The following is a 17,471-nucleotide window of genomic DNA, read 5'->3' as shown; positions in this document are numbered from 1 at the left end:
AGAGCGAAGTCCACGAGGGAAACGACGTCGAACAGCATCGCGGCTGTCTGAAATCATGAAGGAAAGAGCTATTTAGATGACGACATGGCATGACGGTTACGAGGGTGGTCGTGACGAGGCGGTCGCGATCGTCGGAGTGTCCTGCCGGTTGCCCGGGGCGATCGGAATAGCAGAGTTCTGGAATCTTTTGAGCGGCGGCCGCGATGCGGTGACCGAAATTCCGGGTGACCGGAGGAGCGGCATCTCGGATTCGGTCCGGTTCGACGGCGGTACCCGGTTCGGGGCGTTCCTGGACGGAGTCGGGGAATTCGACGCCGGATTCTTCGGAATCTCGGCACGCGAGGCCGCGGCGATGGACCCGCAGCAGCGGCTCGTACTGGAGCTGACCTGGACGGCGCTGGAGGACGCCGGGATCGTGCCCGCCGATCTGGCCGGCTCGGCGGCCTCGGTGTTCGTCGGGTCGCTGCGCGAGGACTACACCAGCCTGGTGCTCAGCGGCGGCGACGCCGCGATCACCCAGCACACGAACACCGGCACGCACCGGGGGATCATCGCCAACCGGGTCTCCTACGCCCTGGACCTGCGCGGCCCGAGCGTCGTGGTGGACACGGCGCAGTCCTCCTCGCTGGTCGCGGTCCATCTGGCGGCGCAGAGCGTGCGATCGGGCGAATCACCCGTGGCCATCGTGGCGGGGGTGAACCTCAACCTCCTCGCGGAGGGGGCACTGGGGGCGCAGCGGTTCGGCGGCCTCTCGCCGGACGGACGCAGCTACGTGTTCGACGCCAGGGCCAACGGGTACGTCCGGGGCGAGGGCGCCGTGGTCATGGTGCTCAAGCCCCTGGCGGCGGCGCTGGCGGACGGGGACGAGGTCTACGCGGTCGTCCGCGGCAGCGCCGCGAACAACGACGGCGCCACCCCCGCCCTGACCGTGCCCGACGCCCGCGCACAGGAGAGGGTGATCCGGGCCGCGCTGCGGCGGGCCGAGGTCACCCCGGACCAGGTGCAGTACGTGGAACTGCACGGGACCGGAACCCCGGTCGGCGACCCGGTCGAGGCGGCCGCGCTGGGCGCGGTCTTCTCGGGGCGCCGGTTGAACGGTGGCGCCGGGGAGCCGGACCCGCTGCCGGTGGGGTCGGTGAAGACCAACATCGGGCACCTCGAGGGCGCCGCGGGGATCACCGGGCTGCTCAAGACCGTGCTCGGCATCCGGCACCGGCAGCTTCCCGCGAGCCTGAACTTCGACACGCCCAACCCGGACATCCCCCTCGAGGACCTCGGGCTGCGGGTCAACACGGATCTCTCCGACTGGCCGCACCCGGACCGGCCGCTGATCGCCGGCGTCTCCTCCTTCGGCATGGGCGGTACCAACGCCCACGTGGTGCTGAGCGAACCGCCGGTCACCGGACACGCTGCCGCTGACCAGGCAGTTGCCGGCCAGGCGCGCACCGGCCGGACCGTTGCCGACGGCCCGGCCGGTGCCGGGCCGGGCGCCCGGCTGCTCCCGGTTCCCGTGTCGGGGCGGACCCCGGCCGCGTTGCGGGCGCACGCCGCCCTGCTGCGGGACACGGACCTGTCACCGCAGGACCTCGGGTACTCGCTGGCGACGACCAGGACCGCGTTCCGCCACCGGGCCGTCGTCCTGGCTTCGAACGCCGAAGACCTGCGCACCGGGCTCGACGCGGTGGCGAACGGGGAGCCCGCACCGAACGTGGTGTCCGGGGCACCGGCCGACGCAGACGCAGACGCAGCCTCCGACCAGACCGACGTGCCCGTCACGGCTCCGGCCGCCCTCGCGGCCGGGTACGTCCGGGGCACCGAAGTCGACTGGACGGCGGCGTACGCGGGCACGGGGTCCAGGCGGGTCCGGCTGCCCGGCTACCCCTTCCAGCGGGAGCGGTTCTGGACCGGCGAACACCGCACCACCGCGCGTGCCGACGGTACCGGGACGGCCGGTACCGGGACGACCGGAGCCGACGAGGCCGGAGCCGACGCCGTAGCCCTCGTCAGGGCGCAGGTGGCGGCAGCCCTGGAGTCCGGTGACCCGGACGGGCTGGAGCTGGACACGAACTTCCGGGACCTCGGGTTCTCCTCGCTGATGACCGTGGAACTGATCGAGAACCTGTCCGCCGCCACCGGGACCTCGTTGTCCAGCGGTCTGCTGTTCGACTACCCGACGCCCCAGGACCTGATCACCTACTTCACCGGGACCGGAATCGGACCGGTGGACGCGGGAAGCGACCCGCGCGCGCCCGGGCAGTCCCGGCGCGACGGCGAGCCCTCAAGCCACGACCACGACCGCGACCGCGACCACAACGAGGACGCGATCGCGATCGTCGGCATGGCCTGCCGTTTCCCGGGCGGGATCGAATCGCCGGAGGACCTGTGGCGCGTGGTCACCGAGGAACGGGACGTGATCGGCGCCTTCCCGGCCGACCGGGGCTGGCAGCCCGGCGACGGCTACTCCCGGGTCGGCGGATTCCTCGACACCGCGGCCGAGTTCGACGCGGCATTCTTCGGGATCTCCCCCAGGGAAGCCCTGGCCATGGACCCGCAGCAGCGGCTGCTGCTGCAGACCACCTGGGAAGCCCTGGAACGGGCCGGCATCGACCCGCAGTCCCTGCGGGGCAGCCGGACCGGGGTGTTCGTCGGCGGCACCGCCTCCGACTACGGCCCGCGGATGCACGAGGCGGACGACGAGGTCAAGGGCTATGTGCTCACCGGGACCACGACCAGCGTCCTGTCGGGCCGGATCGCCTACCAGTTCGGGTTCGTGGGGCCCACGCTCACCGTTGACACGGCGTGCTCGTCCTCGCTGGTCGCGCTGCACCTGGCGGTCCGCGCACTGCGCGACGGGGACGCGTCCGCGGCGGTCGCGGGTGGCGTGACCGTCATGGCCACGCCGGGCATGTTCGAGGAGTTCTCCCGGCAGCACGGGCTGGCCGACGACGGACGGTGCAAGCCGTTCTCGGCCGACGCCGACGGCACCGGCTGGGCCGAGGGCGTCGGCATGCTGGTCCTCGAACGACTCGCGGACGCCCGGCGCAACGGCCACCCGGTACTCGCCGTGATCCGGGGCAGCGCCATCAACTCCGACGGCGCCTCCAACGGCCTGACCGCGCCGAGCGGTCTGTCCCAGCAGCGCCTGATCAACACCGCGCTGGCCGATGCCGACCTGACCACCTCCGACGTGGACCTGCTGGAAGCGCACGGCACCGGCACCTCGCTCGGCGACCCGATCGAGGCGGAGGCGATCCTCGCCACCTACGGGCAGGACCGGGACGAGCCGCTGTACCTGGGTTCGCTGAAGTCCAACATCGGCCACTCCCAGGCGGCGGCCGGAGTCGCCGGCGTCATCAAGGTCGTCCAGGCCATGCGGCACGAGGTGCTGCCGCGCACCCTGCACGCGCAGACCCCGACCCCCCGGGTGGACTGGACGTCCGGGCAGGTCGAGGTGCTGACGCGGTCCAGGCAGTGGCAGCGGGCCGGCCGGCCCCTGCGCGCCGGGGTGTCCGCGTTCGGGATCAGTGGCACCAACGCCCACGTCATCCTCGAACAGGGGGAGAGGGCCCCGACGGCACTGGTGTTCACCGGGCAGGGAGCGCAGCGGCCGGGGATGGGGCGAGAGCTGTACGAGCGGCACCCGGTGTTCGCGCGGGCCCTCGACGAGGTGTGCGCCGCGTTCGCTCCCCACCTGGACCGGCCGTTGAAGGAGCTGATGTTCGCCACCGGACCGGAAGCCGGTGCGGAACTGAACCAGACCCGCTACACCCAGCCCGCGCTGTTCGCCTTCGAGGTGGCGCTGGCCGGGCTGGCCGCCGAGCACGGCCTCGTCCCCGATCTGCTGGCCGGGCACTCCATCGGCGAACTGGCCGCCGCCTACGTGGCCGGGGTGTTCTCCTTGCCGGACGCGGCCGAACTGGTCGCCACCCGGGGCCGGCTGATGCAGCGGGCCCGGTCCGGCGGAGCGATGATCGCCGTGGAGGCCACCGAGGCCGAGATCGCCGCGACCCTGGTCGACGGCGTGGTGGTGGCCGCGGTGAACGGTCCGGTGTCCGTGGTGATCGCCGGGGACGACGAGGCCGCCGAGAGGGTGGCCGCCGGCTGGCGGGAGCGCGGCCGCCGGGTCACCCGGCTGACCGTCAGCCACGCCTTCCACTCCCCGCACATGGACGACGTGCTGGACGAGTTCCGGGAAGTGGCCGGATCCATCGAGTACCGGCCGCCGCGGATCCCCGTCGTCTCCACGGTGACCGGGCGGTCGCTGCCCGCCGACGTGACCGGGTACGCCGAACACTGGGTCACCCAGATCCGCGGCACGGTCCGGTTCCACGACGCCGTGTCGGCCCTGCGCGAGGCCGGCGCCGCCGTGTTCGCCGAGGTCGGCCCGTCGGCCGCGCTGACCCCGCTGATCAGGTCCGCCGGGATCACCAGGGCCGTCCCGCTCGGCCGGTCCACGGGGTCGGAGACGGACGTCTTCCTCTCGGGTCTGGCCAGGCTCAACGGCGAGGAGCCCACCCATCCCTTCCGCCGGGACCGGTACTGGCTGGCGCCGCGTTCCGCGCGGGGTGCCTCGGGGCATCCGCTGCTCGACTCGGTGGTGGAGCTGGTCGACCGGGACGAAGTCGTACTGGCGGGCACCCTTTCGCTGGCTGAGTACCCATGGCTCTCCGGACACGTCATCAACGGCTCGACCCTGCTGCCCGGGACGGCGTTCCTGGAGCTGGCACTGTTCGCGGGACAGCGGGTGGGTCTGCCCGAGGTGGCGGACCTGACCCTGGAGAGCCCGCTCGCACTGCCCGACGCGGGAGCACCCGGGTCCGGCCCGGTGCAGATCCAGATCACCGTGGACGACCGGCAACTGGTGATCCATTCCCGGCGGGACGGGGAACACGAGTGGACCCGGCACGCGTCCGGGCTGCTCGCGGACGCCGGATCCGGCGCGGCACCGGACCCGGACGACCTGCTGGAGTGGCCCCCCGGCGGCGACCCGGTGCCGGTCGAAGACGCCTACGAGCGCCTCGCCGGGCGGGGCTACGACTACACCGGTCTGTTCCGCGGACTGCGGTCCGTGTACCGCGACGGTGACACCGTGTACGCCGAGGTCCGCTTCCCGGAGGGTCACCTCCGCTCGGAATCCGGGTTCCTCCTGGACCCGGCGCTGCTGGACGCGGTACTGCATCCGATCGTCCTGGGACTGGTCGACGGCGGCGCGGAGACGCGCCTGCCGTTCGCCTGGAGCGGGGTACGGCCGCACTCCGGCGTCACCGGGGGGACCGAGTTCCGTGCCCGGATCACCCCGACCGGCGGCGACACCTACGAGCTGCTGCTCGCCGACGCGGTGGGTGCCCCTGTGGCCACCGTCGACGGGCTGGCCTTCCGGGCCGCGGCCCGCGACGAGGCCGTCCCGATGTACGAACTGACCTGGCAGGGCCCGGGCACCGCGGGCAGGGGCACCACCGCCGGTGACGCCCCCGACCTCGATCCCACCGTCATCGAGGTCACCCCGGCCGGCGATCCGGCGACCGCGGTCGCCCGGTACCTGGGAGAGATCCAGGACTGGGTGGCCGCCGAACACGGCCCGAACGAGCGGCTGGTGCTGGTCACCCGCAACGCGGTGGCAGTACGGCCGGGCGAAGCGGTCACCGATCTGCCCGCGGCCGCGGTGTGGGGACTCGTACGCACGGCCCAGAGCGAGTACCCCGACCAGGTCGTCGTGGTGGACTTCGCCGGCACCCCGGGCGCCACCGCCCCGGCGGACGTGACGGCCGCGATCGGCGCGGCGGTACGGACCGGGGAGCCCCAGATCGCCGTGCGCGACGGCGAGGTTCTGGTACCCCGGCTGACCAGGGCCGCCCCGGTCCCGGAAACGGCCGGCACCACCGGAAGCACCGGCACCACCACCAGCACCACCAACCCCGCAGCCGCCGGGCCCGGATTCGGGTGGGACCCCGACGGCACGGTCCTGATCACCGGCGGCACGGGCGGCCTGGGCGCGCTGATCGCCAGGCACCTCCACCACGAACACGGCGTACGGAACCTGCTGCTGGTCAGCCGCCGCGGCCCGGACGCCCCCGGCGCCGCCGGGCTGATCGCGGAACTGGACGGCGCACGCGTGGTCGCCCTCGACGTGACGGACCGGACGGCCCTGGCCGGGCTGATCGACGCGGTACCGGCCGACGCGCCCCTGACCGCGGTGATCCACACCGCCGGGGTGCTCGACGACAGCACGATCACGGCGCTGACCGCGGAACGGATCGACACCGTCATGGCGGTCAAGGCCGACGCCGCGCGGCACCTGCACGAACTGACCGCGGACCGCGGGCTCGGCGCCTTCGTCCTGTTCTCCTCGATCTCCGGTCTGCTCGGCACGGCCGGTCAGGCCAACTACGCCGCCGCCAACACCTACCTGGACGCGCTGGCCGCACACCGCCGTGCCCTCGGCCTGGCCGGGACCTCTCTGGCCTGGGGGCTGTGGCAGGAAGGCATGGGCCAGGGCCTCGACGAGGCGGACGTCAACCGCTGGACCCGTTCCGGGGTGGCGCCGCTGACCGCCGCGCAGGGACTCGGCCTGTTCGACCGGGCGATGGCCGGGGACGCGGCGCTGCCGGTCCCCGCGATCCTGCAGCCGTCCCGGCTCTCCGGCGCCGACCCCGTCCCGGCCGTCCTGCGGTCCCTGGTCAGGCGGCGCGCCAAGCCCGCCGGGACGATCAAGCCGGCCGGGCGGGCGGGACGGCCACTGACCACGAAGGACGCCCAGGACCTCGTACGGGCGACCGCGGCCGCGGCGCTCGGACTGCCGAACCCGAACACCCTCGACCTGAGCAAGGCGTTCCGGGAGCAGGGGTTCGACTCGCTGGCGGGCGTGGACCTGCGCAACCGGCTGACCGCGGCCACCGGGCGCCGGCTCCCGGCGACCCTGGTCTTCGACCACCCCACTCCGCAGGCACTGGCCGCCTTCCTGGCCGAGGACGCGGACTCGGCCCCCGGTGAGCAGCGGACCGGCGGCCCGGGGAAGCGGGGCAAGAAGAAGGGGAACCGGACCGACGAACCGATCGCGATCGTCGGCATGGCCTGCCGCTTCCCCGGCGGGGTCCGCTCGGCCGACGACCTGTGGCGGCTGGTGCTGGAGGGGCGGGACGTGATCTCCGAGTTCCCGACCAACCGCGGATGGGACCTCGGCAGCCTGTACCACCCCGACCCGGACCACCTCGGCACCAGCTACACCCGACACGGCGGATTCCTGCACGAGGCGGACCTGTTCGACGCGGCGTTCTTCGACATGTCGCCGAGGGAGGCGCTGGCCACCGACCCGCAGCAGCGGCTGCTGCTGGAAACCGCGTGGGAGACCTTCGAGGACGCCGGGATCGACCCGTCCGGCCTGCGCGGCAGCCGGACCGGGGTGTTCACCGGCGTGATGTACGACGACTACGCCTCACGCCTCCCGGTCACCCCGCGGGAGGTGGAGGGCTTCCTGCTGACGGGCAACACCTCCAGCGTGATCTCCGGCCGCCTGGCCTACACCTACGGGCTGGAGGGTCCGGCCCTCACCGTGGACACCGCGTGCTCCTCGTCGCTGGTCGCGCTCCACCTGGCCGCGAACGCGCTGCGCTCGGGCGAGGTGGACCTGGCCCTGGCGGGCGGCGTCACGGTGATGTCCGGACCCGGCACGTTCGTGGAGTTCTCCCGGCAGAACGGGCTGTCCGTGGACGGCCGGTGCAAGTCCTTCTCGGCCGACGCCGACGGGACGGGCTGGTCGGAAGGGGTCGGGCTGCTGCTGGTGGAACGGCTCGAGGACGCCCGCCGCAACGGGCACCAGGTGCTGGCGGTGCTCCGCGGTTCCGCGGTCAACTCCGACGGTGCCTCGAACGGACTGACCGCCCCGAACGGGCCCTCCCAGGAACGGGTGATCCGCTCCGCCCTCGCCGACGCGGGCCTGTCTCCCGCGGACGTGGACCTCATCGAGGCGCACGGCACCGGCACCCGGCTCGGCGACCCGATCGAGGCGCAGGCCCTGCTGGCCACCTACGGGCAGGACCGCGAGGAACCCGTACGTCTCGGCTCCCTGAAGTCGAACCTCGGACACGCCCAGGCCGCCGCCGGGGTCGGCGGCGTGATCAAGGTGATCCAGGCCATGCGCCACGGCGTCCAGCCGCGCACCCTGCACCTCGGCGAGCCCTCGCCCCACGTGGACTGGTCCGCGGGACGGATCGAGCTGCTCGCCGAACGGCAGGACTGGCCGGACCGCGACCGGCCGCGCCGGGCCGCCGTGTCCGCGTTCGGGATCAGCGGCACCAATGCCCACGTGATCCTGGAGCAGGCCGAGGACCTCCCGGTCCCCGCCCGGACCCCGGCCGCCTTCTCCGCCCCGGGAGACCCGGGAGACCCGGGAGACCCGCGAGACCCGCGAGACCCGGGCACCCCGGCCGGCCCCGCTCACCCGGCGGTGGCGCCGCCGGTGCTGCCCCTGGTGGTGTCGGCCCGCGACGAGCAGGCCCTGCGGACACGGGCCGCGCAGCTCCGCACCCACCTGGACGAACACCCGGAGGTCGACCTCGTCGACCTCGCGGGTACCCTCGCCACCCGGCGCGCCCGGCTGGACCAGCGGGCCGTCGTGCTCGGCGCCGACCGGGAGACCCTCCTGCGCGGCCTCGACGCCCTCGCGACGGGAGCGTCCGGCGGACCGGGCGTGATCCGGGGCAACGGCACGGGCCGGGGCGCCACGGCGTTCCTGTTCACCGGACAGGGCGCGCAACGGCCCGGCATGGGGCGCGAGCTGTACGAGCGCTCACCCGTCTACCGGGCCGCCCTCGACGAGGTCTGCGCGCACCTCGATCCCGTACTCGAGCGGCCGCTGCACATGGTGCTGTTCGCCGAGCCCGACAGCGCGGATTCCGCGCTGCTCGACCAGACCGCCTACACCCAGGCCGCGTTGTTCGCCGTGGAGGTGGCGCTCCACCGGTTCGCCGAGCACCACGGCATCGTCCCCGACTACCTGCTCGGGCATTCCGTCGGCGAGGTGGCCGCGGCGCACGTGGCCGGGGTGTTCGACCTGCCCGACGCCTGCCGCCTGGTCGCCGCCAGGGGGGCCGCGATGCAGTCCGCCCGCGACGACGGGGCGATGGCCGCGCTGGAGGCCACCGAGGAAGAGGTGCGCGGCGCGCTGGTGCCCGGTGCGGCGATCGCCGCGGTGAACGGTCCCCGGTCCGTCGTGGTCTCCGGCGACGCGGACGCGGTGGCCGCGCTGGCCGGCCTCTGGTCGGACCTGGGCAGGCGGACCCGGCGGCTCGCCGTCAGCCACGCCTTCCACTCGCCCCACATGGACGGGGTGCTGGCCGGCTTCCGGGCCGAACTGGAGTCCCTCACCTTCCACGCGCCCCGGATCCCGATCGTCTCGGACGTGACGGGGGAGATCGCCACCACCGAGCAGCTGACCTCACCGGACTACTGGGTGAGCCATGTCCGCGAAGCGGTCCGGTTCCACGACGGCGTACGCACCCTGCGGCGGGCCGGCGTCACCGAGTTCCTCGAGATCGGCCCGAACGGCGTGCTCACCGCGATGGCCGCCCAGGCCATCGAGGCCGACCCGGACGACCCGGCCGGCGAGCACCAGGGCGTCTCGGTACCGATGCTGCGCTCCGGGCGCGGTGACGCGGAAGCCGTGCTCGCCGCGTTCGGCGCCCTGAGCGTCCGGGGCGTACCGGTGGACTGGCCGCGGGTGTTCCCGGCAGCGGGGCGGGTCCCGCTGCCGCCGTACCCGTTCCAGCACCGGCGCTACTGGCTGGAAGCCCCGTCCTCCGGGCATCCGCTGCTGGACTCCGCGGTGGACCTCGTCGACGGCACGACCGTGCTGTCCGGCGGGATCAGCGCCACCGGATGGACCGGCGAGCACCGGATCCGCGGTGAAATCGTCCTGCCCGGCACGGCGTTGCTGGACATGACGCTGTATGCCGGGGCCCGGGTGGGCTGCCCGGCGGTGGCCGAGCTGACGGTCACCTCGCCCCTGCTCCTGTCCGAGGAGGGGCCCACGTCGATCCAGCTCCTGGTCGGCGCCCCCGACCCGGACGGCAGCCGGTCCGTACTGGTCCATTCCCGGCCGGTCCCCTCCGGATCCGGCGAAGCGGCCGAATGGACGGAGCACGCCCGTGCCGTTCTGGTTCCCGGGCAGCGGGTGCCCCCGGCCGAACCCCGGCCGGCCGGCACGGAGATCGACCTGACCGGGGCGTACCGGCGGCTGGGCGAGCACGGATACCACTACGGCCCCGCCTTCCAGGGCCTGCGGTCGGTGCACCGCGACGGCGAGGACCACTACGTCGAGGTGGAACTGCCGCAGCGCCACCGGTCCGAGGCGAGTTCCTTCGGGGTGCACCCGGCGCTGCTCGACGCGGTCCTGCACGTGCTGCTCCCCGGAGTGGCCGACCCCGGCGCCACGCCGGTCCTGCCGTTCTCCTGGACCGGGGTGACCCGCCACGCGACCGGCGCGACGGCGCTCCGGGCGAAGGTCACCGTGCGCGGGAACACGGCGCGGCTGGTGGCCCACGACCAGCACGGCAACGCGGTCCTGACGGTGGAGGAACTGGCGCTGCTGCCCGTCGGCGGAAGCCTGGCGCCCGCGGGGCTGCACACCGTGGTGTGGCGCGAGGCCCCCGCACCCGCCGCTTCCGCCGAACCGGCCGTCCTCCACCGCGTACCGACGGCCGCCCCCGCGGGGCAGGACGCCGTACGAGAGGTCGCGGCGGCGGCGAAGGCCGTGGTCCACTCCGTCCTCGCCGGACTGCGCGAGATCCTCAACGGGGACGACGGGGACGACGGGGACGACGCGAACGACGGGCGCAGGCACGCCTTCGTGATCACCCCGGATCCGGCGCACTCCACGGTGCGCGGACTGATCCGGACCGCACAGTCGGAGAACCCGGGCCGGTTCCTGCTGATCGAGGCCGACGGATCGGCCACCGAGGAGCAGCTGAACACCGCCCTGCGCACGCAGGAAGCGGAACTGGCGATCCGGGACGGCAGGATCCTCGCGCCCCGCCTGACCCGGCCGGCCGCCGATCCGGCGAGCTCCGCGCGGACCGGAGTGGACTGGAGCGCGGGACCGGTGCTGATCACCGGGGCGACCGGAACCCTCGGCTCGCTCCTGGCCCGGCACCTGGTCGTCAAGCACGGGGTACGCGACCTGGTGCTGCTCAGCCGCCGCGGCGAAGCCGCGCCCGGCGCGGCCGGACTCCGGGCCGAACTGGTCGCGCTCGGCGCCACCGTGAGCCTGACGGCCGCCGACGTGACCGACCGGCAGGCGCTGGAGCGCGTGTTCGCCGAACACGGGCCGGCCACCGTGGTGCACACGGCGGGAGCGGTCGCCGACGCCACCCTGACGGGACTGACCGCCGAACAGATCGACACCGTGCTGCGTCCGAAGGTGGACGCGGCCTGGCACCTGCACGAACTGGCCGGGGACAAGCCGCTGGTCCTGTACTCCTCGGTCACCGGACTGCTCGGAACGGCCGGCCAGGCGAACTACGCGGCGGCCAACACCTTCCTGGACGCCCTCGCCGAGCACCGCCGCGAACTCGGAAAGCCCTCGGTCTCCCTCGCCTGGGGTCTGTGGGCGCAGACCAGCGGCATGTCCGAGCAGCTGACCGATGCGGACCTCCAGCGGCTGACCCGCTCGGGTCTGCTTCCGCTGGAGACCGCCGAGGCACTCGACCTCTTCGACGCCGCCCTCGAAACGATCGGCGGGACCGGTTCCGCGGTCCTGGCCCTGACCCGGTTCGACCGCTCCGCCCTGCGCGGCCGCAGCGACCTTCCCGGTCTCCTGCGCGAGCTGGCCGGACCGGCCGCGGCCACGGCGAGGACGTCCACGCCGAACGGTGGGAACCACCGGCCGGGAGCGGACACCGCACCGGCCTCACCGCAGCTCGACCCGGCCGACGTCCAGGACATCGTCCTCAGGCACGTCGCCGAGGTACTGGGCTACGGCGATCCGGACGAGATCCGGGAGGACCGCTCCTTCAGCGAGCTCGGCTTCGATTCGCTCACCGCGGTCGAACTGCGCAACCAGCTGAGCGCCGCGACGGGCCTGCGGCTGTCCTCGACCGTGGTCTTCGACCACCCCAACCCCGTCTCCCTGACCGAACACCTGCGCGGCCTCGTCCCGGTCGCCGGGCCGCCGCCCGCCCCGGACGCGCCGCGGGACCGTAACCGGTCGCAGGCCGGGGAAGGCCACGACGAGCCCATAGCGATCGTCGGGATGGCCTGCCGGTACCCGGGCGGGGTCACCTCACCGCTCGATCTGTGGAACCTCGTGGCCGAAGGCCGGGACGCCACCTCGGAGTTCCCCGTGAACCGGGGCTGGCCGGAGGACCTCCACCACCCCGACCCGGACCACCTCGGTACCTCCATCACCCGGCGGGGCGGATTCCTGCACGACGCGGACCTCTTCGACGCGGAGTTCTTCGGAATGTCCCCGAGGGAGGCCTCGGCGGTGGACCCCCAGCAGCGCCAGCTGCTGGAAACCACCTGGGAGGCCGTGGAGAACGCGGGCCTGGATCCGCAGACCCTGCGCGGCAGCAGGACCGGCGTGTTCGTCGGCGTCATGTACAGCGACTACGGCTCCCGGCCGGACCTGCCCGCGGACGGATCGCAGGGATACCTCTACAGCGGCAGCGCGGGCAGCATCGCCTCCGGCCGGCTCGCCTACACCTTCGGGTTCGAGGGGCCGACCCTCACCGTGGACACCGCCTGCTCCTCCTCGCTGGTCGCGGTGCACCTGGCCGCGACCGCCCTGCGGCGCGGCGAGTGCGAGCTCGCGGTGGCGGGCGGCGCGACGGTGATGTCCACACCCACCGCGTTCGTGGAGTTCTCCCGCCTGCGCGGACTGTCCGAGGACGGCCGGTGCAAGTCGTTCTCCGACGACGCCGACGGCACCGGCTGGTCCGAGGGCTCCGGCATGCTGCTGCTGGAGACCCTGTCCGCGGCCAAGCGCAACGGCCACCGGATCCTCGGTGTCCTGCGCGGATCCGCGGTCAACTCCGACGGCGCCTCGAACGGCCTGACCGCGCCGAACGGCCCCGCCCAGGAACGGGTGATCCGGGCCGCGCTGGACGCCGCGGAACTGGCCCCGGCCGACATCGACCTGGTGGAGGCGCACGGCACCGGGACCAGGCTCGGCGACCCGATCGAGGCGCAGGCCGTGTTCGCCACGTACGGACGCGACCGGGAGAACCCGGTAATGCTCGGTTCCCTGAAGTCGAACATCGGACACACCCAGGCGGCCGCGGGAGTCGGCGGGATCATCAAGGTCGTCCAGGCCATGCGGCACGGGATCGCCCCGGCCACCCTGCACGTGGGTACCCCCTCCCAGCACGTCGACTGGTCGGCGGGCGAGGTCGAACTGCTGACCCGGGCCCGTCCGTGGCCCCGCGGGGAACAGCCCCGCCGGGCCGGAGTGTCCTCCTTCGGGTTCGGGGGCACCAACGCCCACGTGATCATCGAGGAGGCCGAAGCCGAAGCCGAAGCCGAAGCCGAACCGGCCCCCGTCACCGCGGCCCCGGCCGCCCCCGCCCCGCACCCGATCCCGTGGGTGCTGTCCGCCCGCAACCCGCAGGCCCTCGCCGAGCAGGCCGAACGCACGGCCCACCTGTCCACGGCGGACGAATCCCTCACCCTGGCCACCCGCGCCGCGATGCCGTACCGGATCGCGGCGAGCACCCTGGCGGCCCTGCGCGACGCGGTTCCGGTACGCGCACGAGGAGGCCGGCTGGCCTTCGCGTTCACCGGGCAGGGCGCGCAGCGCACCGGCATGGGCCTCGAACTGGCCGCCGCGTACCCGGTGTTCGCCGAGGCCTTCGACGAGGTCTGCGCACACTTCGACGCCTCGACCGGCTCCTCGGTCCGGGAGGCGATCGCCACCGGGGACCGGCTGGACGAAACCGGCACGGCGCAGCCCGCGCTGTTCGCCGTCGAGGTGGCACTGTTCCGCCTGATGGAGTCCTGGGGGATCCGGCCGGACCTGGTACTCGGCCATTCCATCGGCGAGCTGGCCGCCGCACACGTCGCCGGAGTGCTGTCGCTGCCGGACGCGGCCAGGCTGGTCACCGCACGCGGCAGCCTCATGCAGGCCCTGCCCCGGGGCGGGGCGATGGTCGCCGTCGAGGCGGGCATCACCGAACTGGACGGACTGGAGCTGCCCGCCGGCGTGAGCGTCGCCGCGGTCAACGGTCCCACCTCGATCGTGCTCTCCGGCGTGGAGGAAGCGCTGCTGCCCTTCGTGGAGGAGGAGTTCAGCGGCCGGGGCAGGCGCACCAAGCGGCTCACGGTGAGCCACGCCTTCCACTCCCCGCTGATGGAACCCATGCTGGACGGGTTCCGGGCGGTCGCCCGGGACATCGCCTACGCCGACCCGAAGATCCCCGCGATCTCCACCGTCACCGGCCGGCCCGCCGAGGAGTGGACCGACCCCGAATACTGGGTCAACCAGGTCCGCGCGACCGTCCGGTTCCACGAAGCGGTGCTGACCGCACGGGACGGCGGAGTGCGCACGGTCCTGGAACTGGGACCCGACGCCGTGCTCACCGGCATGATCGCGGCCGGCTTCCCCGCGGAGCCGGCCGGGGACACGGCGGACCCACTGGCCGCCGTGCCCCTCACCCGGGCCGGCAAAGCCGAACCGGACACCGTCGTCACGGCGCTCGGCACCCTGTTCACCAGGGGCGCGGAGATCGACTGGCACGCGGTGCTCCCCGGCGCCGGACCCGTCGACGTGCCCACCTACGCCTTCCAGCGCAAGCGGTTCTGGCTCTCCCCGACCGGACGGTCCCAGGTGACCGGCGCCGGTCTGCGGGCCGCGGAGCACCCCCTGCTGGGAGCGGCGGTCGACCTCGCCCCGGACGGTGCGGCGCGGTCGCGCACCACCGTGCTGACCGGCAGGCTGTCCCTGACCACCCATCCGTGGCTGGCCGATCACCGGGTCCAGGGCACCGCGATCGTGCCCGGCACCGCGCTGATCGAACTCGCCGCCTCGCTGGGTGCGACGGCGCAGCTCACCATCACCGAACCGGTGGTCGTGCCGGACACCGGCGCGATCACCCTCCAGGTGGTGTCCGACGGCAGCGACATCACGATCTTCTCCCGGCGCGAGGACGCCGACTCCGGTGACGGACCGTGGACCCGGCACGCCGCCGGAACCCTCGACACCGCAGAACACCGGGACGCTCCGCAAGCCGATCCCTGGCCGGACGGCCTCACGGAGATCGACCTCACCGGGGTGTACGAGCGGGTCGCGGAACACGGCTACCGGTACGGTCCCGCCTTCCAGGGGCTGCGCCGCCTCCAGCGGCGCGACGAGGAGCTCTTCGCGGAGCTCGAGGCGCCCGCCGAACTGGCCGAATCGGCCGACGGGTTCGCCGTGCACCCGGCACTGCTGGACGCGGTCCTGCATCCGCTGCTCCCCGAAGTGGCCGGAAACCGGCCCGCCTCCCTGCCCTTCGCCTGGAGCGGGGTCCGGTTCCACGCCGGAGCCCCGACCACGGGCGGGACGGTGCTGGGCGCCCGGATCACCCCGACGGGTCCGCACGCGGTGCGCCTGCTGGTGACCGACGCCGGCGGCCAGGTGCTGGTCGAAGTCGACGAGCTGGTGCTGCGCCCGCTCACCGGTCCCCTGACCGGCGCTCCGACCGGCGAGAACCTGGTGTACACACCCGTCTGGCGCTCGCTGGACGTGCCCGGGGCGCCGGCCGGAGCCCCGGTGAACGACTCCGCCTACGAGGTGACCCAGGTCGATCCCGGAGCGGGCGAACTGCCCCGGCGCGCCCGGCACGCCGTACACCACACCCTCGGTGTGCTGCGCGACTGGCTGGACACCGCGACCACCGGGAAGCTCGCCGTCGTCGTGGGCTCCGACCTGGCCCATGCCGGTGTACGCGGCCTCGTGCGCAGCGCCGCGACGGAACACCCCGGGCGGTTCGTCCTGGTGGACCGGCCGGACTGGGACGGCACCGGCGACGTCCGGGAGGCCGTCAGGGAGATCCTGGCCCGGACCGACAGCGGTGACGAGCCGTACGTACGGGTCCGCGAAGGGGAGCTCCTCGTCCCGAGGCTGGTCCGGTACGAGCCGGCGGCCGGCCACCGGTCGCAACGTCCGGCAGCGCAGGGCCCGGAGGAGCCGGTGAGCACCGCGATCGCCTGGGACGGGGGCACCGTCATGATCACCGGTGCGAGCGGGGCGCTGGGCACGGCGCTGGCCGGGCACCTGGTGCGGCGCCACGGAGCCCGGTCGCTGCTGCTGGTGAGCCGGAGCGGAACCGCTCCGCGGATCGAGGGCGTCACGGACGACGTCGAGGTCATCGCGGCCGCCTGCGACGTCACCGACCGCGAGGCACTGGCCGAACTCGTACGGCGCCACCGGCCGGTCGCCTTCGTCCACGCCGCCGGGGTACTGGCCGACGGCACGCTGGACGGGCTCACCGGCGAACAGGTCGACACCGTGCTCCGGCCCAAGATCGACGCGGCTTGGAACCTGCACGAACTGGCCGGGGACAAGCCCCTGGTGCTGTACTCCTCGATCGCCGGGCTGCTCGGCACCGCGGGGCAGTCGAACTACGCGGCGGCGAACACCTTCCTGGACGGCCTCGCCGAGTACCGCGACTCGCTCGGTCTGCCCACGGCCTCACTGGCCTGGGGCCTGTGGGAGACCGGGATGGGAGACGCACTGTCCGAAGCGGACCTCAGGCGCATAGCCAGGCTGGGACTGCGTCCGATCGCGGAACCGGAGGCGCTGGCCGCCTTCGACCTCGCCCTCTCGGAGATCGCCGCCCCGGCGAACACCGGGGACCGGAACCCGGTGTTCGCCGTGACCGGGATCGACCGGGCCGCCCTCGGCGCCTCCCCGAACCCGCCCTCGGTACTACGGGCCCTCGTGCCCCGTGCCGGACGGATCGCGGCGCCCCGGTCCGGCCGGGTCCAGCCGGCCGCGTCCCGGGCCGGTCTCCAGTGGCAGCAGCCGGGCGCCGTCCTGGACCTGGTCCGCCGTGAGGTCGCCACCGCACTGGGACACGAGGACGTGTCCGCGATCGCGAGCACGGCGCCGTTCACCGACCTGGGCTTCGACTCGCTGACGGCGGTGGAACTGCGCAACCGGCTGGTCGCGGTCACCGGTGAACACCTGCCGACCACGCTGGTGTTCGACCATCCGACCCCGTCGACTTTGGCCGAATACCTGCGCACCGTCGTCGCGGCCAGGCAAGCCGCCCCGCTCCTGGACCAGTTGGAAGCGCTGGTGCGCGAAGGGGGACTCGACGCGGGAGCGCGCGCACGGCTCCGGCAGCTCCTCGGTGGCGCCGCGGCCGGAGTCGCCGGGGACGGGGCGGAGGAGGCGGAGGAGGACTTCGCCGACGCGGCCGATGAGGAACTGTTCGCCCTGATCGACGAACTCGACTGAGAAACATGAGGACGTGCTCCGGCGCGGGCAGATCACCCGC

General features: G+C 73.7%; 1 protein-coding gene. It reads left to right on the top strand.

Translation table 11 applies throughout. The features are described from left to right. Positions 1-76 precede the first annotated feature (76 nt). A complete protein-coding gene (locus OG904_RS05385; RefSeq protein ID WP_405487916.1) occupies positions 77-17,431 on the top strand; it encodes an SDR family NAD(P)-dependent oxidoreductase in 17,355 nt (5,784 codons plus the stop codon). The last annotated feature ends 40 nt before the right edge of the window (positions 17,432-17,471 follow it).

The organism is Streptomyces sp. NBC_00096, assembly GCF_045041305.1.
In the GTDB taxonomy this organism is placed as follows: domain Bacteria; phylum Actinomycetota; class Actinomycetes; order Streptomycetales; family Streptomycetaceae; genus Streptomyces.
Note: the sequence above shows the minus strand (reverse complement) of the source record. Positions and strands in the feature narration are given on the sequence as shown.

Excerpts from the sequence above, each read along its gene's own strand:
- OG904_RS05385 (WP_405487916.1), top strand. The coding sequence starts at position 77 with ATGACGACATGGCATGACGGTTACGAGGGTGGTCGTGACGAGGCGGTC.